The following is a 22,513-nucleotide window of genomic DNA, read 5'->3' on the forward strand; positions in this document are numbered from 1 at the left end:
ATCGACGGCAGTGCCGCACGTCCGCGGCACGGCGCGCCCGCGTCCCGCCGATTCGGCTCTCGCGTCGCGCGTGCAGGGCACGGTGCGGATCGTGGGTGCAGGTCTGCTGGGGTCCAGCATCGGACATGCGCTCACCGGACGTGGCGTCGACGTGGCGCTGTACGACACCTCGCCCTCGCAGCTGCGGCTCGCCATCGACTACGGCGCAGGGCGCTTCGCGCGCGACGACGACCGGCCGTCGCTCGTCGTGGTCGCGGTGCCGCCCGACGTGACGGCGGACGTCGTCGAGCGGGAGCTCTCCCGCTACCCGCAGGCGGTGGTGACGGATGTCGCGAGCGTCAAGCTCGAACCGCGCAAGGTGCTGCGCGCCAGAGGTGTCGACCTGACCCACTACATCGGCTCCCATCCGCTCGCGGGCCGGGAACGCGGCGGGGCGATCGCCGCGCGCGCGGACATCTTCGTCGGCCGGCCATGGGTCGTCTGCCGCGACGAGGACACGTCGGCCGCCGACCTCGCGCTCGTCGAGGGCCTCGCGCTCGATCTGGGCGCTACGCCGCTCGAGATGTCGCCGGAGGAGCACGATCACGCGGTCGCCCTCGTGTCGCACGTTCCCCAGCTGGTCGCGAGCCTGCTCGCCGGGCGTTTCGTCGATGCGCCGGACGGATTGCTCCGCCTCGCTGGACAGGGCGTTCGCGACACGACGCGGATCGCGGCATCCGCCCCCGAGCTGTGGGTGCAGATCCTCGGAGCCAACTCCGCGCCCGTCGTCGATGTGCTCGACGCCCTCGCGACCGACCTCTCGTCGGTCGCCGACGCGCTGCGCGCACCCGATGCACCGGGCTCGCGTCGGGCGGTCGCCGACACGATCCGTCGCGGCAACGACGGCGTCGAGCGACTGCCCGGCAAGCACGGCCAGAACCGCCGTTTCGAGCAGGTCGTCGTCATGGTCGACGACACTCCTGGACAGCTCGGGCGGCTCTTCGGCGAGCTCGGCGAGCTCGACGTCAATGTCGAGGACCTCCGCCTGGAGCACTCGCCGGGCGCGCAGTTCGGGCTCGCCGAGATCAGCGTCGTACCGAGCGCCGTGCGCCGCGCCGTCGACGGGCTCGAATCCCGCGGCTGGAAGATCGCGAGCAGCAATGACTGACCGTTCCATCGCGGATGCTTCGGGCGCTTCGCGCGCCTCCGGTGCTTCTGAAGCCGCCGCAGCCTCAGCGGCCGAGGTGCCTGCGGGGTCCGCTCCGGTCGTGATCGCGATCGACGGGCCCGCCGGCAGCGGCAAGTCCAGCGTCTCGAAGCAGGTGGCACGTCGCCTCGGCTACGGGTTCCTCGACACCGGCGCGGCGTATCGCGCGCTGGCGTGGCACGCGCTCGAGCACGGGGTCGAGACGGCGGATGCGGCATCCGTCCTCGACGTCCTGGGCGAGTTCGACTACGCGATCTCGCTGGATCCCGATGTCTTCTGGGTGCGCGTCGGCACGAGCGACGTCACCGCCGCGATCCGCGAGCCGCGGGTGACGGATGCCGTCAGCGGCGTCGCGCGCGTGCCGGCCGTGCGCGAGTCGGTGAACGACCTCTTCCGCGCGCTGATCGCGGCATCCGATCGCGCGGGAGTCGTGGTCGAAGGACGCGACATCACGACGGTCGTGGCGCCGGACGCGCCGGTCCGGATCCTGCTGACGGCCGCGCCGGAGGTGCGCGCCGCTCGCCGCAGTGCCGAACTGACGACGCAGGATGCCGCAGCCGTCGCGGCAGCGCTGCACCGGCGCGACGCGAAGGACGCGGCGGTGGTCGACTTCCTCACCGCCGCGCCCGGTGTGACGGTCGTCGACTCGACCGACCTCGATTTCGAACAGACCGTAGACGCCGTGCTCGGCGTCATCCATGCGGGCGTCAGTGAACAGACAGGAGCCCGCGATGGGCGCTGAGAACCCCTCGACAAGCTCAGAGGAAGAGTACGAGGGCGGCCCCGACAACCTCGAAGCGAAGCTCGCCGATCTCGACGAGGAGCTCGCCGAGCAGCGCGCCGCCTCGTTGCGCGCCGGGCTCGCCGACTACGACCTGGACGATGAGGATGCCGACCTGCTCGCGGGCGTCGAACTCGGCGAGGACGGCATCGAGTACTCGCCGGCGCTGCCGGTCGTCGCGATCGTCGGACGGCCGAATGTGGGCAAATCCGCGCTCGTTAACCGCATCCTCGGGCGCCGCGAGGCGGTCGTGGAAGACACGCCGGGTGTCACGCGCGACCGCGTGACCTACAAGGCGGAGTGGATGGACCGTCGGTTCTCGCTCGTCGACACCGGCGGCTGGGAGCCGGACGCCCGCGGGATCGATGCGTCCGTCGCCGCGCAGGCCGAGGTCGCGATCGACCTGTCGGATGTCGTGATGTTCGTGGTCGACGCCATGGTGGGGGCCACCTCCACCGACGAGCACGTCGTGCGGCTGCTGCGCAAGGCCGGCAAGCCCGTGTTCCTGGTCGCGAACAAGATCGACGACGCGCGCCAGGAGCCCGAGGCCGCGGCGCTGTGGAACCTGGGACTCGGCGAGCCGCATCCGGTCTCGGCGATCCATGGGCGCGGCGTCGCCGACCTGCTGGACGAGGTCATGAAGGTGCTGCCCGATGTCTCCGCCGTCGCCAAGCGCGAGATCGGCGGACCGCGGCGCGTGGCGATCCTGGGGCGCCCGAACGTCGGCAAGTCATCGCTGCTGAACAAGGCTGCAGGCGAGGAGCGCGTCGTCGTCAACGAGCTCGCGGGTACGACCCGCGACCCGGTCGACGAGATCGTGGACCTGGGCGGCAGGCTGTGGCGGTTCGTCGACACCGCCGGCATCCGTCGTCGCGTGCATCTTCAGCAGGGCGCGGACTTCTATGCCTCGCTGCGCACATCGGCCGCCCTCGAGAAGGCCGAGGTCGCCGTCGTCGTGCTGGACGTGTCCGAGACGATCTCGGAACAGGATGTGCGCATCATCGACCTCGTGCTCGAGTCGGGGCGGGCGCTCGTGCTCGCGTTCAACAAGTGGGATCGCCTGAACGACGACGACCTCGAGAACCAGGATCGGCGCCGCTACCTCGAGCGCGAGATCGAGCAGGACCTCGCACACGTCGCGTGGGCGCCGCGGGTGAACATCTCGGCGCGGACCGGCCGTCACCTCGACAAGCTCGTGCCGGCGCTCGAGACGGCACTGGACTCGTGGGATCGCCGGATCCCGACCGGCAAGTTCAACGCGTTCTTGTCGGAACTCGTCGCCGAGCATCCGCATCCGCTCCGCGGAGGCAAGCAGCCGCGCATCCTGTTCGGCACGCAGGCGTCGACCCGGCCGCCGACGTTCGTGCTCTTCACGACCGGATTCCTCGACCCGGGGTATCGACGGTTCATCCAGCGGCGCCTGCGCGAGCTGTACAGCTTCGACGGCACGCCGATCGTCATCAACATGCGGGTGCGCGAGAAGCGCCAGCGCTGACGCGGCCTTTCGGGTGGATCGGCCGTGGCGGCGAGACTCGGTGACTCAGCCCTGCCGACTCGGCCGGACCATCGCGGTCGCATCGGGGGCGGCGAATCCGAACTGCTCGTAGAGCCCGTGGGCGTCGCCGGTGAACAGCACCCAGCGGAAGTCGCGTCCAGGACCGTCGTCGATCATGTGCCGCATGAGGCGCTTACCCAGTGCCCGCCCGCGATGCTCGGGCAGGATGAACACGTCCGCGAGGTAGGCGAAGCCCACGCCGTCCGACACCGCGCGCCCGAACCCGATCTGCTCGCCGGTGTCTGCGCGATACGCGCCGACGACCCGCCAGGCCGACACCAGCTGTGCGTCGAGGTCGGCGCGCGAGCGCCAACGACCCCAGTACGCATCGGTCGATAGGTACGTCCACACCACGTCGGGCTGGATGCGGGCGGGGTCGTCGTCGAATTCGTAGTCCACCGTCCCATTCTCGCGAGACTCCGGATGTCGGTGCCGGGGCCGATCGAGACCCGGTGGCCTGTCCGTGTGTCAGGCTGGGCGGGTGACGATCGAGCCGCCCGCACCCGGAGCGCCGCGGCGACCTTTCGGTCCGCGCGATCCCGGTGACGCGTGGGTGGTGGCGCCCACAGGGGAGCGGTACTGGGGCCGATTCGGAGCGGCGGGGCTGCTGGCGGTGGATGCCGAGCGCGGCGTGCTGCTGCAGCACCGGGTCTCGTGGAGCCATTTCGGCGATACGTGGGCCCTCCCCGGCGGTGCACGGCATGAGGGCGAGTCGGCGACCGAGGGGGCCCTGCGCGAGGCCGCCGAAGAGGCCGGCGTTCCCGGGGCGGCGGTGCGACCGCGGTTGATGAGCGTCCTTGATCTGGGGTACTGGAGCTATGCGACCCTCGTTGCGGACGTGGTCCGGCCGTTCGATCCGACGATCAGCGACCCGGAGAGCCACGAGCTCGCGTGGGTGCCGGTCGAGGCCGTCGACGAGCGTGCCCTCCATCCCAGCTTCGCAATCTCGTGGCGACGACTGCGGAGGATGCTCGGCATCCGTCCTGCCGTCGTCGTGGATGTCGCGAACGTGATGGGCGCCGTCCCGGACGGCTGGTGGCGCGATCGCGCGGCTGCGGCCGACCGCCTGATCGCCCGGATCGAGACCCTCGCCGCAGCCGGCGTGCGGGGCACGGCGCTGGATCTGGCCGAGGACACCTGGTTCGCGGAGTGGACTGCGGTCGTCGAGGGTCAGGCGCGGGGCGCGGGCGCCGGCGCTGCAGCGGTCGAGGTGGTCGGGGCCGCGGCATCCGGCGACGACACGATCGTGGTCGAGACATCGCGCCTCATCGCCGCCGGGCGGACCGTCACGGTCGTGACCAGCGATCGCGCGCTCGCGCGCCGGGTGACGGACCGAGGGGCGGCCGTCCGGGGCGCGCGCTGGCTGCTCGACCTCTTGGGCTGAGCCGGCTCACCCTTCGCGACCGCGCAGTCTGTCGATGTCGCGGCGCTCGCGCTTGGTCGGGCGGCCTGCGCCGCGGTCTCGCATCGGCACGAATGCCGTGAGCTCGCGTGGGGGTGAGGGAGGCGTGCGGTCTTCGACGGCGGCTGCCGCCTGGACTGCGCCGACGCGCTTGGTGATCGGCTGGCGGACGACGAGAATCCGGTCGAAGCCGGAGATGCGCACGCGAAGCTCATCTCCCGGGCGCACCGGCTGTGCGGCCTTGGCCCTGTCTCCGTTCACCCGCACATGCCCGGCGCGGCATGCGCTCGTGGCAGCGGAGCGTGTCTTGTAGACCCGGACGGCCCACAGCCACGCGTCGACGCGTGCCGAGCCGTCGGTCACGGCGTCGCTCCCGCCGTTTCAGCGTCGCCCGCGAGAGCACGGAGGCGGTCGGCGACGATGACACCCGCCGCGATGAGCCCTTGTCCGAGGCAGTAGGCGAGCATGATGACCGGGCTCGTCCACGCCGGCGTCACATCCGGCATGAACAGCTCCAAGGCCAGGATCGTGTCGGACGCGAGGAAGAACGCGCCGCCCACGGCGATGAGCGGATGACAGCGGGATGCCGCGACGGCCGTCCCGCCGAGCACGATCCCGTACAGAGCCACGGCGATGAGGAGTCCGCCGAGCGTCGGCCACAGCACTGCGAGCAGGATGCCGTACCAGAGCGCGTAGACCACGGCCCAGGGCGGAACCCGCCGCACCGCGAGGATGCGCCAGAACAGCCAGATGTAGCAGAGGTGGGCCATGCCGAAGCACAGCAGCATCATCGGCACCGTGGGCGCGAACGGGAAGAATGTGGTCGCGCCGTCGCCCAGCCAGGAGAGTGCGATCGCAGTGAAGAGCAGTGCGTAGGTCGTGCCCCAGCGCGATCCGCGCCCTCCCCAGAACACCGCAACGGCCAGCAGGGGCATCAGGACGAGCTTCGTCGGCGCGGCGACCTGGTCGGCGCCCAGCGCGAGCGCGGCGATGTGCACCAGCGAGGCGATGCCGAAGGGAACGAAACCGATCCAGAGCCGATTCATGAGCCTCCTCGACGAGCGTGCGACACCAACATATTCGCACGCTCGCCCGGGGTTCTTGCACGGGTGCGGAGGCTACGACGTCAGGTCGAGCGAGACGATCGCGCGATCAGGCTTGGGTCGGGCGACTTCGCGGAATCCCGCGCTTGCGAACGTCGACACGATGCCGCGGAACAGGTTGTTGACCGGCTTGTTCTTACCCGTCGCGGGGTCGATGGGTTCGGTCGGATACGCCTCGATCACGCGGGCGCCGTGCGCGCGCGCGAACTCGATCGCGGCGTGGAGCAGGCGGCTGTTGAGCCCCTCGCCGCGATGCTCGCGGCGGACGACGAAGCACGTCACCGCCCACACCGACTCGTCATCCCACGGCTCGACGGAGTGCCCGGTGAACTCCTTGGTGCGTGCCAGCCGCACCTGTCGGGTGCGGGGTCCGACTCGGATCCAGCCGGCGGCTTCGCCGTCCACGTAGGCGATGAGCGCCGGCGGGGGTGCTTCAGCCATCTCGTGTTCCAGGAGCGTCTTGCGCTCGTCGCGCGTGGTCTGCTGCCACTGCGTGTTGGTGATGGTCCACCAGGCGCACTGACAGGATGCGCCGTCGCCGCCGCCGCTGAGTGCATGCTGGGCGTCTTCGAATCGGTCGGCGGTCGCGGGTTCGATGGTGATCGTGGCCATGGAGCGACGCTATGCCCGGCCTCGGACACCGACAAGGCCGATGGCGCGAGGCTACGTCGCCAGACCGTGTTCACAGCTGCGGAGCGGTGTGCACAGCGGCGGGGCTCGATGCCGACCCGAGGTGATAGAGATCGCGCCGCGGCGTGTCGCCGAAGATCCCGCAATCGTGCACAGGGGTGGGATGGGGTCCCCGTGCGTTCGCGCCGGATGCAGGGCTCGGGTAGGATGGGGGAGTTGTCCGCGCTGAGGCTCGGGCTTCGGGATGTGGCGCAGCTTGGTAGCGCACTTGACTGGGGGTCAAGGGGTCGCAGGTTCAAATCCTGTCATCCCGACCGGAAAGTCCCGGGAACTCAAGGGTTCCCGGGACTTCCTAGTTGGTGAGATGTGACCACGTCACCGAAAACCTACCGAATTGACCTCGTTGCGCTTCTCCTGAGTCGGTCGGCGTCGACAGGCGCGAGTTCGTTGCGATTGCCCCCGGGTGGTTGGGCGGTGCGCGTCGCACCTCGTGAATATGGACGCAGACAACAACCTGTCGCTCGAGCTGTGGGGGCTGGAGAAGCTCCTCGACATCAACGAGCTCGCCGCGTATCGCCGCTTGTCACTCGACCGACGCGCCCTCGGTTAGCGGCACAACCCTTGGGCACGAGGAGCGTGCGCGCCGCAATCACGGACTCGTTCTCGGCGAGAACCAGCGCACCGCGCTCCACGCGATTGCAACCTCGGGACGAGCCCTGAACGTGCTCATCGGCCCGGCCGGTGCAGGCAAACAACAGCGATGCACGCCCTGCGCCTCGCGTGGGAGCACGAACACGGCAACGGTTCGGTGGTCGGACTCGCACCCTCCGCGGCGGCCGCGTCTGGGTCGAGGGCCGTGAGAGTGGCAGATAGGAATGGCGCGGTTGAGGTCCGGCTGACGAGCAGGGTGAGATGGCAACGAGTTACCTCGGTTCATACGTGAGGTGCACGGCGACGAGCGAGATTCGACCCGCGAGCGGGACGATCCTCTCCGAACATTGTCCGATTGGGTCGAGGGGCGCGGATGGGGATCGTTTGCGCGAGCGATGGATGGGAGGCGGGGCGGTCTGTTGCGGTCAACCATGCGCCCATCCGCTCCACTTCGTCACCTCGACCACGATGATCGGCCCAGGATGTGCGGCGTGACGGTACTGCTCATACTTGTCGTTGAGCGCCTCCCATGCTCGTTCCCAGAACCAACCGTCCTCGGCGACGGCGGCGACCCCATCAGCCCGTACCCACCACAGTCGGCTCCAGTCCTCGTCGTACCGGTCCCAGCAGAGGGCGACGCGTGGATCTCTTCGGATGTTCCTCAGACGCTTCAGATCGAGGGTGGACTTCGGTTTCTCGTCGATGCCGATGACCACGAGTCCCCCTGAGACGGCGAAGGTCACGGGCACCAGATGTGGACCGCCAGCCTCCGATACCGTCGCCAGCCGGCCGACCCGCTGCGCCAGCGCGAGGCTTCGGGACTCCTCGGCGGAATACCTCATCCAGCCATCCTGCCCCTCGAGGGGTCTCGCTGCCCTCGACATTCGGCAGCGTGACGGGATACCTGAATCGTCGTAGGGTGGGCGCGTGTCGGTCCTTCGGAGCGGCGCGGGCGCGGCATTGCTCGTCAACGCTGTTCCACACGGCGTGAGCGGTCTCCAGGGCAGACCGCTCCCCAGCCCATTCAGCGACCGATCCGGTGTGGGCGTGTCGCCCCCACACGTGAATTGCGGCTGGAGCGCGGGCAACGCGCTGGCAGGGACACTCCTCCTACGGCACGGCATCCGTTCTACAGCCGAAGGCGTAGCAGCGGCCGTCGGCGCCATCGCCATGGCAGTGGTGCTCTCATACCATTTCAGTGGCGTGCTGCGCGGAGGCAGGTCTCCGAGGACTCCGCGAACGACGTTCAGTCGACAGCGGCTGAGGACCACCGCGCGGTCACCGGCGCGAGACCCGCACCACGGGCGAGGTCAGCAATCGAGCCCGCGCCCCAGTGTAGAAGCACGAGGCCGATCCGCGACCCCCGGAAGCCGCAACCACGCGCCGCTGGTTATGTGCCGGCGAGACGGGCGACGACGGGGGCGAATTCGTCCATGCGATGAGGCATGACAGCGATGTACGAGATACTCAGCTGCTCGCGCCAGCCCCTGAGCTGGTCGACAATCTCGTCGACCGTGCCCACCAGGAAATGGACCGAGTCGAGAACCTGATCACCCGAGATGCCCCATCGTCGACCGATCTGCTCGGCACCCTGTTGCCGCTCCGCAGTGACTTCCACATCCAGCACCAGGATGTTGAGCTCGATGTCATCGAACCTCGCACCGGCTGCCTGACGAACCCACTCCACGCGCTCTGCGGTGGCAGCGACGGAATCGTCATCGAAGTCGAGGGCGCCATCCCGGGACCTCATCAGCAGCCCGACGATGTCCGCCTCGCGGGCAGCCAGCGACAGAATCCGCTGCACGCCGCCGGCGATCAGAATAGGCGGATGCGGCTGTTGGACGGGTTTGGGGAACCCGTCCAGTTCAGCAATGGTGTAATACTCACCGGCGAACGTAACCGGTGTCGGTCCGAACAGACCGTTGATGACATGCACCGCCTCGATCAGCCGGCTGACCCGCACTCCCGGAGCATCGTAGGGAATCCCAGTCTGCGCATAGTCGGGGCCGAAATAGCCCGCGCCGAGACCAAGCTCGAGTCGACCGTCAGTGAGCAGGTCGAGCGTGGCGGCCTCCTTGGCCAACACCGCGGGGTGCCGGTAGTCGTTGTCACAGACGAAACTGCCGACGCGAAGTGTCTTCGTCGCGTTCGCTGCGGCCAGCAGAGCGAGGAACGGGGTGAGTTGATCGTTGAAGTGATCCGGGAGAAGCAGCGCGGCGTAGCCCAGATCCTCGATCTTGCGCGCGAGAGCCGCATACTCCCCGGCGGAGGGCGCGTAGAACGCACCCGTTGCAAATCGAAAACGGCGGTCCACGGTCATGGCGATCGCTCTTCCTCTTGGCGTTGCGCCCGCTGGCCCGCGATCACTCTATGCCGATCTCGCCTAGACACAAGAGTCCCCGACGCCCACGGGAGGACCCTTGAACGCCCGATCAGCCACCCGGATTACGAACGCTGACGGACCCGCTTGTGTTCGGGGTGTTTGGTGATCAACGGCCTGACCCTCAGAATCGCCAGCGGTTTCTCGGCAAGCAGGGATAGCTGCCGGATCCTGGATCCCGAGGCCCTTGGCCCCGTGATGTCGGCGCTAACTGGTAGACCAGGGGCATGCCCGAGCACAATCGCATCGATCTCATCGAATTCCCTGTCGGCGGCGGCGATCTGGCTGCGGCACGCGTGTTTTACGAAGCGGTGTTCGCATGGCGGTTCACGGATTACGGCGAGTACCTCGACACCTCGGACAGCGGGGTGACAGCGGGATTCAACGCCGTCGACGACGGCACTCGTCAGAGGCAGCCGCTCGCGGTGCTGTACGTCGACGACCTCGAGGCGGCGCGCGAACGGGTGACGGATGCCGGGGGCACTATCCGGCACGACATCTATGAGTTCCCCGGCGGCCGGCGGTTCCACTTCGTCGATCCGGCGGGCAACGAGCTCGCGGTCTGGTCGCAGTAGCCCGCATCGCCTGCGGTCGGGTTCGCCGCACGTCAGCGGCGCGTGCGGGGAGCGTCGCTCAGGGCCACCGCGCCCAGCCCCGCGTAGGGCGAGCGTCCGAAACGCGAGCGCACAAGGCCGAGCGCCCTCCACACATGGCGCGCAAGAGGACCGGCTTGCGGGCCACGACATGCGTCGTCGAGCCCGGCAGGGACGTCAAACTCCAAACGCGGGTGCCCTCCAATCCTGCAGGGTGCCCGCGTGTCCTCGCAGTTGACGTCGCCCCCGTTCGTCGGAACGAGTGCGGCGTCGGTTGACATGCGGCCACCGATTCCTTCGCCCCGATCGCACGCCCCTCGACGACACGCGCTTCATCGACGAGACGGTGCAGTTCTTCGATGTATACCCCGAAGTCGTGCCTGTTACGGTTCGTTGGTCGCGGTCGGCGTCGGCGTCGGTGTTGGGGATGGTTCCGGATTCTGAAGCTCAGCGATCGTCTTCTCGAAGGCGGCAATGGTCGCGGAGTCCACGGTGCCTGTGGGCTCGACGCCCAGTGCGCTCTGGAATTCCTTCAGGGCCTCAGTCAGTTCGGGGGTCCACGCGCCGTCGACCGGTCCGTCCCAGAACCCTGCGAGCTTGAGGGTCTGCTGGACTGCAGCCGTTGTCGCTGTGCTCTGCTGCGCCGCGGCCCCGCCGAGCGCCTCGAGTTCGGCCTGCAGCGCGGCAGCGGTCGCCTTGTCCACGGTGCCGGTGACAGGCAGCCCGTTCGCCTTCTGCACGTCTTCGACGGCAGCCACCGTCGCCGGCCCATACACGCCGTCGACGGCACCGGCGTAATGACCCGCAGCAGCGAGATCCTGCTGCAGCGTCGTCGTATATGCGCGAACAATCTCCTGTGCCTGCTGCTGCTGCGCATCGGAGAGGCACCCGGCATCCGCGAAGAGCTGCAACCACGCCATCTCGAGAGCGACAGCGGCGCTGTTGAACTGCTCGGATGCGTCCGTCAACGTCGTGTCGTCCGTGACAGCGCCCTGTGCCGCCGTGAACTCCGCCTCCGCCTGCGTCACGCGGTCGACCGTCGTGGCCGGCGCAAGCGGCGTGCTGGTCGGCTGATCTGCGCTGGAGGGAGATGCGTCCGAAGAGCCGCCCTGAGCCTGCTGCAATGCGGCGCGAGCGTCGACGAGCTCCTGCTCGGCGACCACGAGAGCCTGCTGGGCTTCGACAGCCGCCTCGGCTCCGGCGAAAGCATCCGCACGCGGCTCCGTCAGGTCTGCGCCGGCGACCCGGATGTCTCCGACAGTCGGCGCGGTGGCATTCAGCACGTCGCCGTAGCGATCGAGCGCCGTGATGTAGGTCTTGCTCGCGTCGCAGAACTCGCCCGACGCGGCCGCCAGGTCGGCCTCGGCTTGCGTGACCGCGTTCTCTTTCGCGGTCACCCTCGCTTGAGCCACGTCGACACTGCTGAAGTCGCCACTGCAACCGGTGAGCCCGACAGCCGCGAATGCAACGCACAGCGCGGTCGCCGCCCGGAAGCCCGGCATCCCTCTCGGAGGGGTCTTCCCAGGTGCGGTCCGACGCAGGGCACTACCTCGCGAGTGACGGAGTGACATCGACGGCCTTTCGCAGTGGTGGCGCGGCGGCGCTCGGCATCTGCTGGTCACCGCGGAGCCGGGGCCGAGCGATGCGAAATCGTAGCTGAACGATCGATCGGCCGCGTACTCCTGACCGAGCCAACAACGCCGACGTGAACCACGCATCACCCCGCAGGAGTGATCAGACGCAATCCAAGAGCACCCCAAGCGTTCGACTGGATCTGCGCGAATCTCGACGAGGACGTCGCCGCGTTCCGCGACCGCCCGCTCGCGGACACCAGCTATCCGTTTGTGTTCCTGGACGCGACCTATTGCAAAGCGAGGGTGGCCGGCGGGCCGTCTCCCAAGCAGTCGTGGTTGCGGTGGGCGTCGCCGCGGACGGCAGAAGGGAGGTCCTCGGCTCCGACGCCGCTCGGCTGAGGCGCTGCCTGAGCCTCCGGGCTCAGAGACTGGCGCCCTCCAGCGACCGCCTCGCCCGACCGACGGCCTCCTCGACGGCCAGCTTTCGCCCACTCTTCCGCGCCGCCTCGAACGCCTCGTCGGCGGGATTGGGCTGCGCCTTCTCCATTCGCGGCAGCGCGAAGGCGGGCGGGGTCGCGAGACCTGCGCGCCCGCGCAGCCGCGCGGCCTCGAATGTCGCTTTGTCCGGACCTGACCGGAGCTCCGCCATGAAAGGCCCGTGGAAGGTGGGCTGGCTCGCGAGCCCGGTCCGCTCGCGAACCGACTGCGCCGCGCCGAGCAGGAACCCTGCGCGCTCCACGTCACCCTCCGACGCGGCCACAGCCGCCAGTCCTTCGAGAGCATAGGCCGTGCCCTCGTGGTGACCGATCCGGGAGGTCACGGCCAGGCCACGATCGAAATCGTCCGCCGCTCCTGCGACGTCCCCGAGAGTCAGCCGCACCCATCCTCGGTAGTACAGGGTGATCCCGAGGCAGAAGGAGTCTCCCAGTCGCTCGGCGACCGCAACTGCGGGGGCGATTCGCTCGAGCGCGAGATCGAACTGCCCAGCCCCGACAGCGAGTCGAGCGGTACCGATGCGCACGATCGTCTCGCCCCACCCGTCCCCGGCAAGGCGCACAAGTGCGGCGGCGTTCGCCAACAGCTCCTCGGCACGCTCGCTGCCCGATGGGGTCGGCAGCGAGAAGGCGATCGCACTCAGGGTCATCGCCTCGCCTGTCGGATCGCCGGCATCACGGAAGCACTCGGCGCCTTCGACGAGTCCGTTCACGTCCACGATGTCGGTGCCTTGCCAGTACCCGACAGTCCCGCGGAAATAGAGCGCGATCGCCCGCGTGCGGACTTCGATCGGCTCTCCGGCATCCAGGATCTCCTCCATCCACGTGCGCACCTCGGCGTGCCCATCGAGCCACCAGTAGACGAACAGCGACCACACACAGCGAGCGGCGAGATCCCATTGGCGGGTGTTCAGCAGATGTCGGATGCCTCGGCGGATGTTCTCGACGTCCTCGGCGAGCCGCGCGATGCATCCGGTCTGATCAGGGCCCTTGAGCGCCGAGGCGGAGCGCTCGGCACAGGACGCCACCCATGCAGCCTGCCGGTCCCGGAGCGCCTGGGCATCGGGGCGCGCGTCGAGCGCCGCCGAGACGTACTCGTGAACGGTGGAGAGCAGCATGAATCTCGCACGGTCTCCGCGATCCTGCTGCCGGAGGAGACTTCCGTCGACGAGAGCCCCGAGATCCGCGAGCACCCCCGCGCCCTCGGGGTCATCGGCGATGGCCTCGACAGCGTCCAGCGGAAACGAGCACGCGAAGACGCCGAGACGGGTGAGCAGCTCGCGGGCGGTGGGCGGGAGCAGCTGCACCGACCACTCGATGGCGGCCCGCATCGTGCGCTGGCGCTCCGGAAGATCGCGTGCACCGCTCGCCAGCACCGTCAATCTGCGGTGCAGCCGGTCGAGGAGATCAGCCGGCGGGAGCACTCTCGCATGCGCAGCGGCGAGTTCGATCGCGAGCGGCACGCCATCGAGGGCCACGCAGATGCGCCGAACGTCCTCGAGGTTGGAAGCAGTGAGCTCGAAGTCGGGCTTGGCTGCGCGAACGCTCGAGATGAACAGAGCGACCGACGGATTCGCGCTTTCGATCTCGACCGTGGATTCGCGCTCGAGATCGGGCACGTCGAGCGGCTCGACCTCCATCCCGTGCTCCCCCGACACGCGGAGCAGGATGCGGCTCGTGACGAGGGCCTTGGCGCGGGGCGCGCCCTGCAGCAACGAACGGATCGCCGGCGCCGCGTCGACGACCTGCTCGAAGTTGTCCAGGAGCAGCAGGACGCACCGATCGTGCAGAGCGGTGCGCAGCAGGTCCTCGATACGGCCGATCCCGTCGTCGCGGACGTCGAGCGCTTCGGCGATGACACCGAGCACGAGGGCGGCGTCGCTGACCGGGGCGAGATCGATGAACACGACTCCGTCAGGAAAGCGATCGCGCAGCAGCGTGCCGGCCTCGAGGGCGAGCCGGCTCTTCCCGATCCCACCCGATCCGGTCAGCGTGACCAGCCGAGCCTCACCCTCGAGCAGGCCGACCACCGCATCGAGGTCGCGATCTCGGCCAAACAGTCGAGTGAGCGCCGACGGCAGAGCGACCTCCGCGCCGCCGGCGGCCATCGGCGCTGGTGGATCACCAGCAGCCAGGGCGAACCGCTCCGCGAGCAGCGTGGCCAGGTCGCCGCGGACGAGTTCGGCGAGCTCGTCAAGGCTCGTGAAGTAGGCGTAGGACGTGCCGTCGTCGTCCCTGATCTGGTCGAGAAGCGCCTTCAGTCGCTCCTCCTGGTGGGCGCCCTCCTTGATATAGACGAGCTTTGGCATCTGTCGTGGCGCCAGTCGGTATTCGTCCTCCAGGCCTGAGATCTCCTCGCCCGGAGCGACCCATCCGTACCGCCCGGCGTAGATCCCGACGAAGACGTCGCTCTGCTCCAGGTAGGCGCGATACAGATCCCGCGGCGGGTGCGGCCGCGCCCCGAGCTCGAACATCACCGGGGCCAGGCGCAGCCCCTCGATCGCCACACGGACGGCGCGGCGCTCGGGGGCAAGCTCCTTGAGGGTGGAGCTCACGAAGATCCGCAGGCGCTGATCCGGCGTGCGGATCGAGCCGGTCCCCGGGGTCATGGGGTCAGTCTGATCCCGCCGTCACCCCGCTGTCCAGGACCAGAATCCGCTCCGCCCTCAGACGATCCCGGCGTACTCCCGCAGTGGAGTCTCCGCCGGGTCCGCGTCGGGATCGACCCGGTCGGCCCAGCCGAACCCTCCGCGGGGCGGACGGTCAGCGCCGGTGCCCGTGTCCTCGGCTCGCCTCTGGACGCGCCACGCGGCCACTGGCGTGACGGTGAGCGCCGCGAGTAGCCACACACCGAGGGGCCAACGGCCGGCAAGACTCCGATGGGCCGCGCAACCAGGGACCGGAAGGCGCCGACGGAAGGTGAACGGCAGCCAGGAGTGGACGGTCTGGAACAGGTCGGGCGTGGTCTGGATGGGATAGGTCGCGCCTGCAGATGCGAGCTGGAACACGATGAGCACGAGGACGACGAAACGACCGACCGGGCCCATCAGAACGATCAGGGCTGGTTGATCGCGACGAACGTCAGACTGGTCAGCAAGGCGATCCCGGCGAGGCCGGCGAGGTTGGAGGACTCGATGCCCACCCCGAACCGGACCATGAGAACGACCAGCAGGCTCTACACGCGACCTTGTCGGGCCGAGAACGAGCGGTACTCCGCTGCGTCGTTCGGGGCCTACTGGCACGAAAACGGCTTCCACGATGACAGACGCACGATCGGACTAGCGAATCTGCTTTGGGCCGCCCCGGGGGGTCCCTGATCCGTCCAGGGCTCCGGCTCCCCCGTTCAAGGATCGTTGCCGTTCGAAACTAGCCGAGCAACGCCACGCCGAACCCGGCGACCACAGCCCGCACTTCAGCAAGGTAGCGCTGAGCCTGTTCGGTGAGCGGAATTGCGGCGTGGCCGATCCAGCCGATCTCGATGCGTTCGTCGACGTCGAGCGGGATGGCCACGATCTCAGGGTCGAGTTTCTCGCTGATGATGCCGGTCGAGATCGTGTAGCCATCGAGTCCGATCATGAGGTTGAAGATAGTCGCGCGGTCGGCGACCCGGATCTCCTGCTTGCTCGACAACGTGGAGAGGATCTCCTCGGCGAAGTAGAACGAGTTGTTCGCCCCCTGGTCGAAGGTGAGCCGCGGCAGATCGGCGAGATCGGCGAGCGTCGCCCGATCTCGAGAAGCGAGTGGGTTGTTCCGGGAGATGAAGATGTGCGGCTCGGCGAGGAAGAGCGGGCGGAACGCAAGCCCGGAGTCCCGGAGCAGCTTGTCGATGACCTTCCGGTTGAAGTCGTTCCGGTAGAGGATGCCGATCTCGCTGCGGAGCGTCCGGACATCCTCGATGATGTCCCAGGTGCGAGTCTCACGCAGCGAGAACTCGTATTCGGCTGCTCCCGAAGCCTTGATCATCCGAACGAACGCGTCCACCGCGAACGAGTAGTGCTGCGCCGACACGCCGAGCAGGCGTCGCGACGGCGGTCGACCGAAGTAGCGCTGTTCGAGAAGTGCGACCTGCTCGACGACCTGTCTCGCGTAGCCGAGGAACTCCGCACCATCGACGGTGAGGGTGACGCCGCGGGCGGAACGGACGAGGAGCGGGCGACCCACCCGGGCCTCGAGGTCTTTCATCGCCGCGGACATGGTCGGCTGCGCGACGTAGAGCACGTCGGCGGCGCCGGAGATCGACCCCTCCGCTGCGACTTCGATGAAGTAGCGGAGCTGTTGCAGCGTCAGGCCGCTCGATACCTGGGGCATAGGTAAAGGCTATATGCATACATAGACGCCGCGAGTTACCCGATATTATCCCGGCGCCTGCACGATGGAGGCATCACTTCCGAAGGCCGAACCGCGGCCGTCACCCACCGGATTGGCCATCATGGCGGACGAGTTCACGTTCAGTTTCACTACTACTCGCTTCGACGAGGACTATTCGCCGTCGGAGAGCTCCCGGATGACGACGAACTTCGCCAACCTGGCGCGGGGCGAGCAGCGTCAGCAGAACCTCCGCAACACGCTCGCGATGATCAACCGCCGGTTCAACGATCTCGCGCACTGGGACAACCCGAACGGCGACCGCTACGTGGTCGAACTCGAGATCGTCTCCGTGCAGTTGCAGTTCGCTGCGGAGGGGGCGCATCAGCAGTTCCCGCTGCTCGAGATCCTCGACACCCAGATCGTCGACCGATGGACCGGTGCCCGCCACCACGGGATTGTGGGCAACAACTTCTCGTCGTATGTCCGCGACTTCGACTTCAGCGTGCTGCTGCCCGCGTTCAACGAGGGCGCAATCAAGCCGAGCGTCCCCGATGATTTCGGCGATCTGCACGGAAAGCTGTTCCAGCACTTCCTGGACTCGGCCGCATATGAGGAACGCTTCGCCAAGTCGCCCGTCATCTGCATCAGCGTCTCGACGAGCAAGACCTACCATCGGACCGCGAACCACCACCCCGTCCTCGGGGTCGAGTATCAGCAGGACGAGTTCTCGCTGACCGACGAGTACTTCGGAAAGATGGGGCTGCGCGTCCGGTACTTCATGCCCCGGGGCAGCGTGGCACCGCTCGCGTTCTACTTCCGCGGCGATCTGCTCAACGATTACTCCAACCTGCAGCTCATCAGCACGATCTCCACGATGGAGACGTTCCAGAAGATCTATCGCCCGGAAATCTACAACGCGAACTCGGCCGCCCCGGCCGTGTACCGGCCGAGCCTCGAGGCGCAGGATTACTCGCTAACCGAGATCGCCTACGACCGTGTCGAGCGCAGTCAGCTCGCGATCACCCAGGGGAAGTACACGGAGGAACACTTCATCACGCCGCACAGAGAAGTGCTGGAGCAGTGGGCCGGCGGCTACCTCACTCGAGTCGCATGATGAGCGGAGAATCTCCGGCCCCGCACACGCTGTTGCCGACCTCGATCGTCGGCAGCCTGCCGAAGCCGTCGTGGCTCGCACAGCCGGAAGTCCTCTGGTCTCCTTGGAAGCTGCATGGTGATGCGCTGGTCGAGGGCAAGCAGGATGCGCTGCGTATCGCCGTCGAGGAGCAGAGCCGACGCGGCATCGACATCGTCGGCGACGGGGAGCAGACCCGCCAGCATTTCGTCACGACGTTCGTCGAGCATCTCAGCGGGGTCGATTTCGAGCAGCGCAAGACAGTGCGCATTCGTGATCGCTACGACGCGAGCGTGCCGACCGTCATCGGGTCGGTCAGTCGCGAACAGCCCGTGTTCGTGGACGACGCGAAGTTCCTCCGCGCGTCCACCGATCGTCCGATCAAATGGGCTCTCCCCGGTCCGATGACGATGGTCGACACGCTCTACGACGCCCACTACAGAAGCCGCGAGAAGCTGGCTTGGGAGTTCGCGACGATCCTCAACGAGGAGGCGAAAGAACTCGAAGCGGCGGGGGTCGACATCATCCAGTTCGACGAGCCCTCGTTCAATGTCTTCTTCGATGAGGTTCACGACTGGGGAGTAGCGGCGCTGGAAAGAGCCGCGGAAGGATTGCGCGCGGAAACCGCCGTGCACATCTGTTACGGCTACGGGATCAAAGCGAACACCGACTGGAAGGCGACCCTCGGCTCGCAGTGGCGGCAATACGAGGAGTCGTTCCCGCTCCTGCAACAGTCCTCCATCGACATCGTCTCGCTGGAATGCCACCACTCCCATGTGCCGATGGACCTCATCGAGCTCGTCCGCGGCAAGAAGGTCATGCTCGGGGCCATCGACGTGGCGAGCGAGACGATCGAGACCCCTGAGGAAGTCGCCGACACCCTCCGGAAGGCGCTCAGGTTCGTCGATGCGGACAAGCTCGTTCCCAGCACGAACTGCGGCATGGCGCCGTTCCCTCGCGACGTCGCGCTTGGGAAGCTGAGCGCGCTCAGTGCGGGGACGAAGATCATTCGCGAGGAGCTGGCCGTTGCGGAGCCTTGACCCGCATGCATCCCCCACGGGCGGCCGGATCGAGACGCCGAAACACGGCTTCTCGTCCTCCCTTTCGCCCGACGATTTCAAAGCCCTGTTCCGCGGGCACCCAGCGGGTGTCGCCGTCATCACGGCGGATGCGGGCGATGGGCCCGTCGCGCTGACGGCGACGTCGGTCGCCTCGGTGAGCGCCGAGCCTCCGTTGCTGATCTTCTCGATCTCGGCACTGTCGTCGGCATCCGACGTGCTCTCGCGCGCCGAGACCGTCGTCGTGCACCTTCTCGACGCGCACGACATCGAACTGGCGAAGCTCGGTGCGACCGGCGGCACCGATCGCTTCGCCCAGACGCACCGCTGGTCGCGCCTGGTCACCGGTGAGCCGGTTTACCGCGATGTCCGCGCCTGGGTACGCTGCACTGTCATCGATCGCATGGATGCAGGGACCTCGACAGTCATCGCCGCCCACGCGCTGCAGTCCCACATCGAGCGCGACGTCCACCCGGGCGGGCCCGGCGACGCGCTGATCTACCACAACCGAACATGGCACCGACTCGGCGAGCACTCCCGCATCGAGGGCTGATCTGAGCGATCCCCCGAATAGGGATCCGAGCGGCACGGTGGCGGGTCCGAATCAAGTCGCGGCGCGGGCGCGGATTGTTTGATTCGCGCGCCCGCAACCCCCGATTAGGCGAGTTCAGCTGAGAACCGACGCTGCGCGGCGTCGAACTCGAGCACGCGCAACTCGAGCTCGGCACCTGGCTCACCCCCACCCTCCACGCCCCTCGCCGGCCCCGACACATTCGCGTAGTGCACGAGACCACCGAACGGCAGCGACTTCGTCATGGCCGCGGTGACCACAGTCACCGGCCGAGAAAACTTCTCATTCCTGCATCCACCCCGTCTCCCTGTATCGGCGAAGGAGAACGGACGGATCACGGGGCGGGCGGGTCGCACTTCCAGTTCGTGCCGCGCATCGCGTCCGGCACCATCCCGATCGGCGCGCGCACGCTCTAGCCCCGCCGCCAGGTGCCCAGAGCTGGGTGCCCTCACGGAGCCGTCGGCCGCAGCGCCCGGTTTGGCGATCCTACGCTGGCGTGGGTGGCAGCTGTATCTGGAGTGTCTCCCGGGTATACGCGCTCCTTATACTGACGACCGTCAGATGATCGCGGAGCCAAAGGAGAACCGACATGACTGATGAGACAGCCGCCGCGGCGGACGAGATCGCGGTGGCAGCCGTCAGCGACGGCGCGTACACGCTGATCGCTGCCGACTTCACCGACGTCGACGTCGCGTTGGAGGCCTATCAGGCGCTCAAGGACGTCGAGGACGGCGCGACAGTCAAGATCGACGGCGTTCTGGTCGTCAAGCGCGACGGCGCCGGCAAGCTTGAAGTGCAGAAGGTCACCGATCACAGCACTCGCGAGGGCCTCGGTTGGGGAGCCGTCGGCGGCGCTGTTGTCGGCATCCTGTTTCCGCCCTCGATCCTTGGCAGCGTCCTCGTCGTGGGCGCGGGCGGAGGGATTATCGGGAAGCTGCGTGAGCGCCACCACAAGAAGGAGCTGGCGGAGGAGCTGCAGGACGCGATCGAGCCGGGCCACTCCGGCATCATCGCCCTGGTGTCCGACCCGGGCGAGGTGAAGATCCGCAAGGCGCTCGAAAAGGCCGACAAGATCGTCGAGAAGGCAGTAGACGACGCGGTGGCCACGGACGCGAAAGCAGCGGTAAAGGCAGAACCCGACGACAACAAGTAGCGCGCAGACGGCGAGGAGTGCCGCCATTTCGCCTCCGGTCAGGACGTCGCGCTGATACTCGCCGCCACCGTGGCTCTGGACCAGTTGTCCCACTGACACCGTCGCTCTCCGACCCCGAGCACCCGGCAGTCGACCGACCGTCGCGGGGTTGTGTCGGCGTTGCGTGGTGGGGGCCGCGCGGCGCTGCGTCCGACCGGGAACCCCGGCCCGTCGAAGAGGTGGTCGGTCAGACGCCGCGCACGTGCTCGAGCACCTCAGGCGCACTCATCGGCGGGACTCACCCTGTTGCAGGAGCTGACAACCCTCCCCAACCTCGCCGCTCAGCTCCACCGAGTCCTCACGAACGATGGCGCATTGGTGTGTCGACGGTGCATCCCACGGGGTCAGCGGCCGCTATGCCCAGTACTCCAGGTTGCGACCGGCAGTTGGATCGGACTTCTACCCATTCCCCACCTGAGCATCTGACGTGGTTGAGGGTGGACCCGAATCCTGAGGTCCGTCGCGCGGCCTCTACGGTCCAAGCACCGCCCGATCGAGGATCCGACCGGGCGACAGCTTCGAGCGAGAACGCCGCGGAGCAAAGATGCGCGATGGAGCTGCGAAGTGTTCTGCCACCCCGGCAAACCGGGACCCGACCTCGGCGGCACTTCTCACCGCATACACACCGGCGATGGCGGCGGCCACGCTCATGACGATCGGTGTGACCGCGAGCACGAGGGCGATCGCATTGGGTTTGAAGACCGTCCCACTGGGGCCTTGGACGTATGCGCCAATGGGCAGCGCGATCCCGCCTCCGCCGCCACCCGAGCCTTCCCCCTTGCCCTGGGGCAGCTTCTCGGTCACGGGAGTCTCGCCGGACCCCTCCCCGGCACCGAACCCGAACGCGACGATCGCGACGGGGACGATGTCCTGCCCGCCGACCGTCGACTTCTCTCCGTACGCGATGCGGGCGCCCCACGAGGGTACGGACCCGGCGAGCTTCTCGACCAGTCTCTCCGTCATGAGGCGACCATATCGGCCAGCGCACTCCAGGACCAGCCTCCCGACGGTGCCGCTTCGGCACACTGCCCGATTGCGGATGGTCTCGGAGCGCGCGGGTTCCGGGTCTACTTCAGGTTCTGAGTGATCCCATCCGCCGTTGCGTCGACCTTCTTGAGGGTGTTCGAGAGAGGGGACATCATTCTCCGAAGCCTCGGCGTCGACCCTCCGCCTCACGCGCGCGTCCTGAACCCCCTCACGCCGCCGCGCTCGAGAGGACCCAATTGGTCGCGGTGATTCGCCCGCTCGCAGCGGGTCGTGCAGAGGTGATCCGTCCAGCCCGTAGAGGGATCCCAATCGCACCCGCTCAGGCCCGCACGCCATCTACCGTCAGCGTGAGCTGACTACTTACGGATCGCCTGTCGGTGGAAGATTGCCCGGGCTGATTCGACGCTGTTCAGGTGCTGGGCTGTTGGAGTTGCTGTGTGAGTCGTTCGGTTGCGCGTTGGAGAACCCGCACGGCTACGGCGAGGTCGTCGGGGTCGGCGTCCTCGAATGACATCGCCTGGGACACGGCCACGGGGTCGGGAAGGTTCGCCCAGAGGTTCCGCCCGGCTTCGGTGAGTTCCAGGATGCGTTGACGCTGGTCCACGGTGTCGGCGCGTTGTTCAACCAGGCCTTTGCGTACGAGGGTGGTCACGATGGCGCTGAGGGTGGCGCGCTCGATGTTCAGGATGCGGCCAAGATCTCGCTGCACCATCGCACCGTCGTGGGCGAGTTGGTACACCACGGCCCATTGGGTCGAGCCGAGGTCGTACGGGCGCAGGATCGACTCGATGGCGGCGCGGTTCGCGAGGTGGTACCTCTTCGCCCACGCCCCCACGGAAGCATGCGTCTCGGGATTGTCAGCCACCAGACATTCTCACCCGAACACGATCGCGTGTGTCAAGGCGGCCAGGAGCGG

22 protein-coding genes, 1 tRNA gene and 2 pseudogenes are annotated in these 22,513 nt (G+C 67.8%); 12 read left to right on the plus strand and 13 right to left on the minus strand.

Features of this window, described 5'->3' with window-relative positions; translation table 11 throughout:
- Window positions 1-10 precede the first annotated feature (10 nt).
- From ABD212_RS04000 to der, 3 genes are read left to right on the plus strand one after another with little or no spacing between them, the layout of a single operon-like run.
- Entirely contained in the window at window positions 11-1,147 is a 1,137-nt protein-coding gene (locus ABD212_RS04000) for a prephenate dehydrogenase (RefSeq protein ID WP_425561238.1), read from the plus strand.
- On the plus strand, window positions 1,140-1,928 hold the full coding sequence (gene cmk, locus ABD212_RS04005; RefSeq protein WP_344091406.1) for a (d)CMP kinase: 789 nt from the start codon (window positions 1,140-1,142) through the stop codon (window positions 1,926-1,928). The genes ABD212_RS04000 and cmk overlap by 8 nt, the downstream gene beginning before the upstream one ends.
- Entirely contained in the window at window positions 1,918-3,462 is a 1,545-nt protein-coding gene (gene der, locus ABD212_RS04010) for a ribosome biogenesis GTPase Der (RefSeq protein ID WP_344091408.1), read from the plus strand. The genes cmk and der overlap by 11 nt, the downstream gene beginning before the upstream one ends.
- A gap of 45 nt (window positions 3,463-3,507) precedes the next feature.
- On the opposite strand, the gene ABD212_RS04015 is transcribed toward der, so the two are convergent.
- Window positions 3,508-3,921: a GNAT family N-acetyltransferase gene (locus tag ABD212_RS04015; protein ID WP_344091410.1), complete on the minus strand. Its 414-nt coding sequence runs from the start codon at window positions 3,919-3,921 to the stop codon at window positions 3,508-3,510.
- An 82-nt stretch (window positions 3,922-4,003) separates the two neighbouring features.
- Between ABD212_RS04015 and ABD212_RS04020 the strand changes: the two genes are divergently transcribed.
- Window positions 4,004-4,906, plus strand: coding sequence for an NUDIX domain-containing protein (locus tag ABD212_RS04020; protein ID WP_344091412.1), 903 nt, complete (start codon window positions 4,004-4,006; stop codon window positions 4,904-4,906).
- A 6-nt stretch (window positions 4,907-4,912) separates the two neighbouring features.
- Here ABD212_RS04020 and ABD212_RS04025 read toward each other — a convergent pair whose 3' ends face one another.
- The 3 genes from ABD212_RS04025 to ABD212_RS04035 form a co-directional block, all read right to left on the minus strand.
- Window positions 4,913-5,287 carry an RNA-binding S4 domain-containing protein gene (locus tag ABD212_RS04025; protein ID WP_344091414.1) on the minus strand — a complete coding sequence of 125 codons (375 nt, stop codon included), beginning with the start codon at window positions 5,285-5,287 and terminating at the stop codon, window positions 4,913-4,915.
- Complete coding sequence (locus ABD212_RS04030) at window positions 5,284-5,970, minus strand: lysoplasmalogenase (protein WP_344091416.1); 687 nt, start codon at window positions 5,968-5,970, stop codon at window positions 5,284-5,286. The genes ABD212_RS04025 and ABD212_RS04030 overlap by 4 nt, the downstream gene beginning before the upstream one ends.
- A 72-nt stretch (window positions 5,971-6,042) precedes the next feature.
- The gene (locus tag ABD212_RS04035) at window positions 6,043-6,639 is read right to left on the minus strand and encodes a GNAT family N-acetyltransferase (RefSeq protein ID WP_344091418.1); all 597 of its coding nucleotides are present in this window, start codon (window positions 6,637-6,639) and stop codon (window positions 6,043-6,045) included.
- Between the two features lie 258 nt (window positions 6,640-6,897).
- Between ABD212_RS04035 and ABD212_RS04040 the strand changes: the two genes are divergently transcribed.
- Window positions 6,898-6,971: transfer RNA gene (locus ABD212_RS04040), tRNA-Pro, on the plus strand.
- A gap of 339 nt (window positions 6,972-7,310) precedes the next feature.
- Window positions 7,311-7,498, plus strand: a pseudogene (locus ABD212_RS04045) (AAA family ATPase); the annotation flags it as partial.
- Window positions 7,499-7,733: 235 nt separating this feature from the next.
- Here ABD212_RS04045 and ABD212_RS04050 read toward each other — a convergent pair.
- Together ABD212_RS04050 and ABD212_RS04055 are read right to left on the minus strand one after the other, a co-directional pair.
- On the minus strand, window positions 7,734-8,150 hold the full coding sequence (locus ABD212_RS04050; protein WP_344091420.1) for a TIGR03668 family PPOX class F420-dependent oxidoreductase: 417 nt from the start codon (window positions 8,148-8,150) through the stop codon (window positions 7,734-7,736).
- 548 nt (window positions 8,151-8,698) lie between these two features.
- Window positions 8,699-9,628, minus strand: coding sequence for a TIGR03621 family F420-dependent LLM class oxidoreductase (locus tag ABD212_RS04055; protein WP_344091422.1), 930 nt, complete (start codon window positions 9,626-9,628; stop codon window positions 8,699-8,701).
- Window positions 9,629-9,915: 287 nt separating this feature from the next.
- On the opposite strand from ABD212_RS04055, the gene ABD212_RS04060 reads away from it, so the two are divergent.
- Window positions 9,916-10,263, plus strand: a complete 348-nt coding sequence (locus ABD212_RS04060; RefSeq protein WP_344091424.1) for a VOC family protein — start codon at window positions 9,916-9,918, stop codon at window positions 10,261-10,263.
- A 401-nt stretch (window positions 10,264-10,664) separates the two neighbouring features.
- Here the strand turns inward: ABD212_RS04060 and ABD212_RS04065 are convergent, their stop codons facing one another.
- Window positions 10,665-11,693: a peptidoglycan-binding domain-containing protein gene (locus ABD212_RS04065; protein ID WP_344091427.1), complete on the minus strand. Its 1,029-nt coding sequence runs from the start codon at window positions 11,691-11,693 to the stop codon at window positions 10,665-10,667.
- A 360-nt stretch (window positions 11,694-12,053) separates the two neighbouring features.
- On the opposite strand from ABD212_RS04065, the pseudogene ABD212_RS04070 reads away from it, so the two are divergent.
- Window positions 12,054-12,241 (plus strand): annotated as a pseudogene (locus ABD212_RS04070) (transposase); the annotation flags it as partial.
- 35 nt (window positions 12,242-12,276) lie between these two features.
- Here ABD212_RS04070 and ABD212_RS04075 read toward each other — a convergent pair.
- The 3 genes from ABD212_RS04075 to ABD212_RS04085 all read right to left on the minus strand — a co-directional run bounded on the left by ABD212_RS04075 (window position 12,277) and on the right by ABD212_RS04085 (window position 16,657).
- A complete protein-coding gene (locus tag ABD212_RS04075) occupies window positions 12,277-14,958 on the minus strand; it encodes an ATP-binding protein (protein WP_344091429.1) in 2,682 nt (893 codons plus the stop codon).
- A 57-nt stretch (window positions 14,959-15,015) separates the two neighbouring features.
- On the minus strand, window positions 15,016-15,396 hold the full coding sequence (locus ABD212_RS04080; RefSeq protein ID WP_344091431.1) for an ABC-2 transporter permease: 381 nt from the start codon (window positions 15,394-15,396) through the stop codon (window positions 15,016-15,018).
- Window positions 15,397-15,715: 319 nt separating this feature from the next.
- The gene (locus ABD212_RS04085; RefSeq protein WP_344091434.1) at window positions 15,716-16,657 is read right to left on the minus strand and encodes a LysR family transcriptional regulator; all 942 of its coding nucleotides are present in this window, start codon (window positions 16,655-16,657) and stop codon (window positions 15,716-15,718) included.
- A 121-nt stretch (window positions 16,658-16,778) separates the two neighbouring features.
- On the opposite strand from ABD212_RS04085, the gene ABD212_RS04090 reads away from it, so the two are divergent.
- The 3 genes from ABD212_RS04090 to ABD212_RS04100 are packed head-to-tail and all read left to right on the plus strand — an operon-like array spanning window position 16,779 to window position 19,400.
- Window positions 16,779-17,771 carry a DUF1852 domain-containing protein gene (locus tag ABD212_RS04090; RefSeq protein WP_344091435.1) on the plus strand — a complete coding sequence of 331 codons (993 nt, stop codon included), beginning with the start codon at window positions 16,779-16,781 and terminating at the stop codon, window positions 17,769-17,771.
- Window positions 17,771-18,829: a methionine synthase gene (locus ABD212_RS04095; RefSeq protein ID WP_344091437.1), complete on the plus strand. Its 1,059-nt coding sequence runs from the start codon at window positions 17,771-17,773 to the stop codon at window positions 18,827-18,829. Before ABD212_RS04090 ends, ABD212_RS04095 begins: the two co-directional genes overlap by 1 nt.
- The gene (locus ABD212_RS04100; RefSeq protein ID WP_425561230.1) at window positions 18,816-19,400 is read left to right on the plus strand and encodes a flavin reductase family protein; all 585 of its coding nucleotides are present in this window, start codon (window positions 18,816-18,818) and stop codon (window positions 19,398-19,400) included. The genes ABD212_RS04095 and ABD212_RS04100 overlap by 14 nt, the downstream gene beginning before the upstream one ends.
- 104 nt (window positions 19,401-19,504) lie before the next feature.
- Here the strand turns inward: ABD212_RS04100 and ABD212_RS04105 are convergent, their stop codons facing one another.
- A complete protein-coding gene (locus ABD212_RS04105) occupies window positions 19,505-19,684 on the minus strand; it encodes a hypothetical protein (protein ID WP_344091439.1) in 180 nt (59 codons plus the stop codon).
- A gap of 362 nt (window positions 19,685-20,046) precedes the next feature.
- On the opposite strand from ABD212_RS04105, the gene ABD212_RS04110 reads away from it, so the two are divergent.
- A complete protein-coding gene (locus ABD212_RS04110) occupies window positions 20,047-20,571 on the plus strand; it encodes a DUF1269 domain-containing protein (protein ID WP_344091442.1) in 525 nt (174 codons plus the stop codon).
- 510 nt (window positions 20,572-21,081) lie between these two features.
- Here the strand turns inward: ABD212_RS04110 and ABD212_RS04115 are convergent.
- Window positions 21,082-21,573, minus strand: coding sequence for a hypothetical protein (locus ABD212_RS04115; RefSeq protein ID WP_344091444.1), 492 nt, complete (start codon window positions 21,571-21,573; stop codon window positions 21,082-21,084).
- Window positions 21,574-22,006: 433 nt separating this feature from the next.
- The gene (locus tag ABD212_RS04120) at window positions 22,007-22,462 is read right to left on the minus strand and encodes a MarR family winged helix-turn-helix transcriptional regulator (protein WP_344091446.1); all 456 of its coding nucleotides are present in this window, start codon (window positions 22,460-22,462) and stop codon (window positions 22,007-22,009) included.
- Window positions 22,463-22,513 lie beyond the last annotated feature (51 nt).

Source organism: Microbacterium deminutum (genome assembly GCF_039530205.1).
Taxonomy (GTDB): Bacteria; Actinomycetota; Actinomycetes; order Actinomycetales; family Microbacteriaceae; genus Microbacterium; species Microbacterium deminutum.

What these genes read in the sequence shown, in the direction of transcription:
- cmk (WP_344091406.1), top strand. Translation starts at nt 1,140, where the DNA reads ATGACTGACCGTTCCATCGCGGATGCTTCGGGCGCTTCGCGCGCCTCC.
- der (WP_344091408.1), top strand. Translation starts at nt 1,918, where the DNA reads ATGGGCGCTGAGAACCCCTCGACAAGCTCAGAGGAAGAGTACGAGGGC.
- ABD212_RS04030 (WP_344091416.1), bottom strand. Translation starts at nt 5,970, where the DNA reads ATGAATCGGCTCTGGATCGGTTTCGTTCCCTTCGGCATCGCCTCGCTG.
- ABD212_RS04035 (WP_344091418.1), bottom strand. Translation starts at nt 6,639, where the DNA reads ATGGCCACGATCACCATCGAACCCGCGACCGCCGACCGATTCGAAGAC.
- ABD212_RS04050 (WP_344091420.1), bottom strand. Translation starts at nt 8,150, where the DNA reads ATGAGGTATTCCGCCGAGGAGTCCCGAAGCCTCGCGCTGGCGCAGCGG.
- ABD212_RS04055 (WP_344091422.1), bottom strand. Translation starts at nt 9,628, where the DNA reads ATGACCGTGGACCGCCGTTTTCGATTTGCAACGGGTGCGTTCTACGCG.
- ABD212_RS04060 (WP_344091424.1), top strand. Translation starts at nt 9,916, where the DNA reads ATGCCCGAGCACAATCGCATCGATCTCATCGAATTCCCTGTCGGCGGC.
- ABD212_RS04075 (WP_344091429.1), bottom strand. Translation starts at nt 14,958, where the DNA reads ATGACCCCGGGGACCGGCTCGATCCGCACGCCGGATCAGCGCCTGCGG.
- ABD212_RS04080 (WP_344091431.1), bottom strand. Translation starts at nt 15,396, where the DNA reads ATGGGCCCGGTCGGTCGTTTCGTCGTCCTCGTGCTCATCGTGTTCCAG.
- ABD212_RS04085 (WP_344091434.1), bottom strand. Translation starts at nt 16,657, where the DNA reads ATGCCCCAGGTATCGAGCGGCCTGACGCTGCAACAGCTCCGCTACTTC.
- ABD212_RS04090 (WP_344091435.1), top strand. Translation starts at nt 16,779, where the DNA reads ATGGCGGACGAGTTCACGTTCAGTTTCACTACTACTCGCTTCGACGAG.
- ABD212_RS04095 (WP_344091437.1), top strand. Translation starts at nt 17,771, where the DNA reads ATGAGCGGAGAATCTCCGGCCCCGCACACGCTGTTGCCGACCTCGATC.
- ABD212_RS04115 (WP_344091444.1), bottom strand. Translation starts at nt 21,573, where the DNA reads ATGACGGAGAGACTGGTCGAGAAGCTCGCCGGGTCCGTACCCTCGTGG.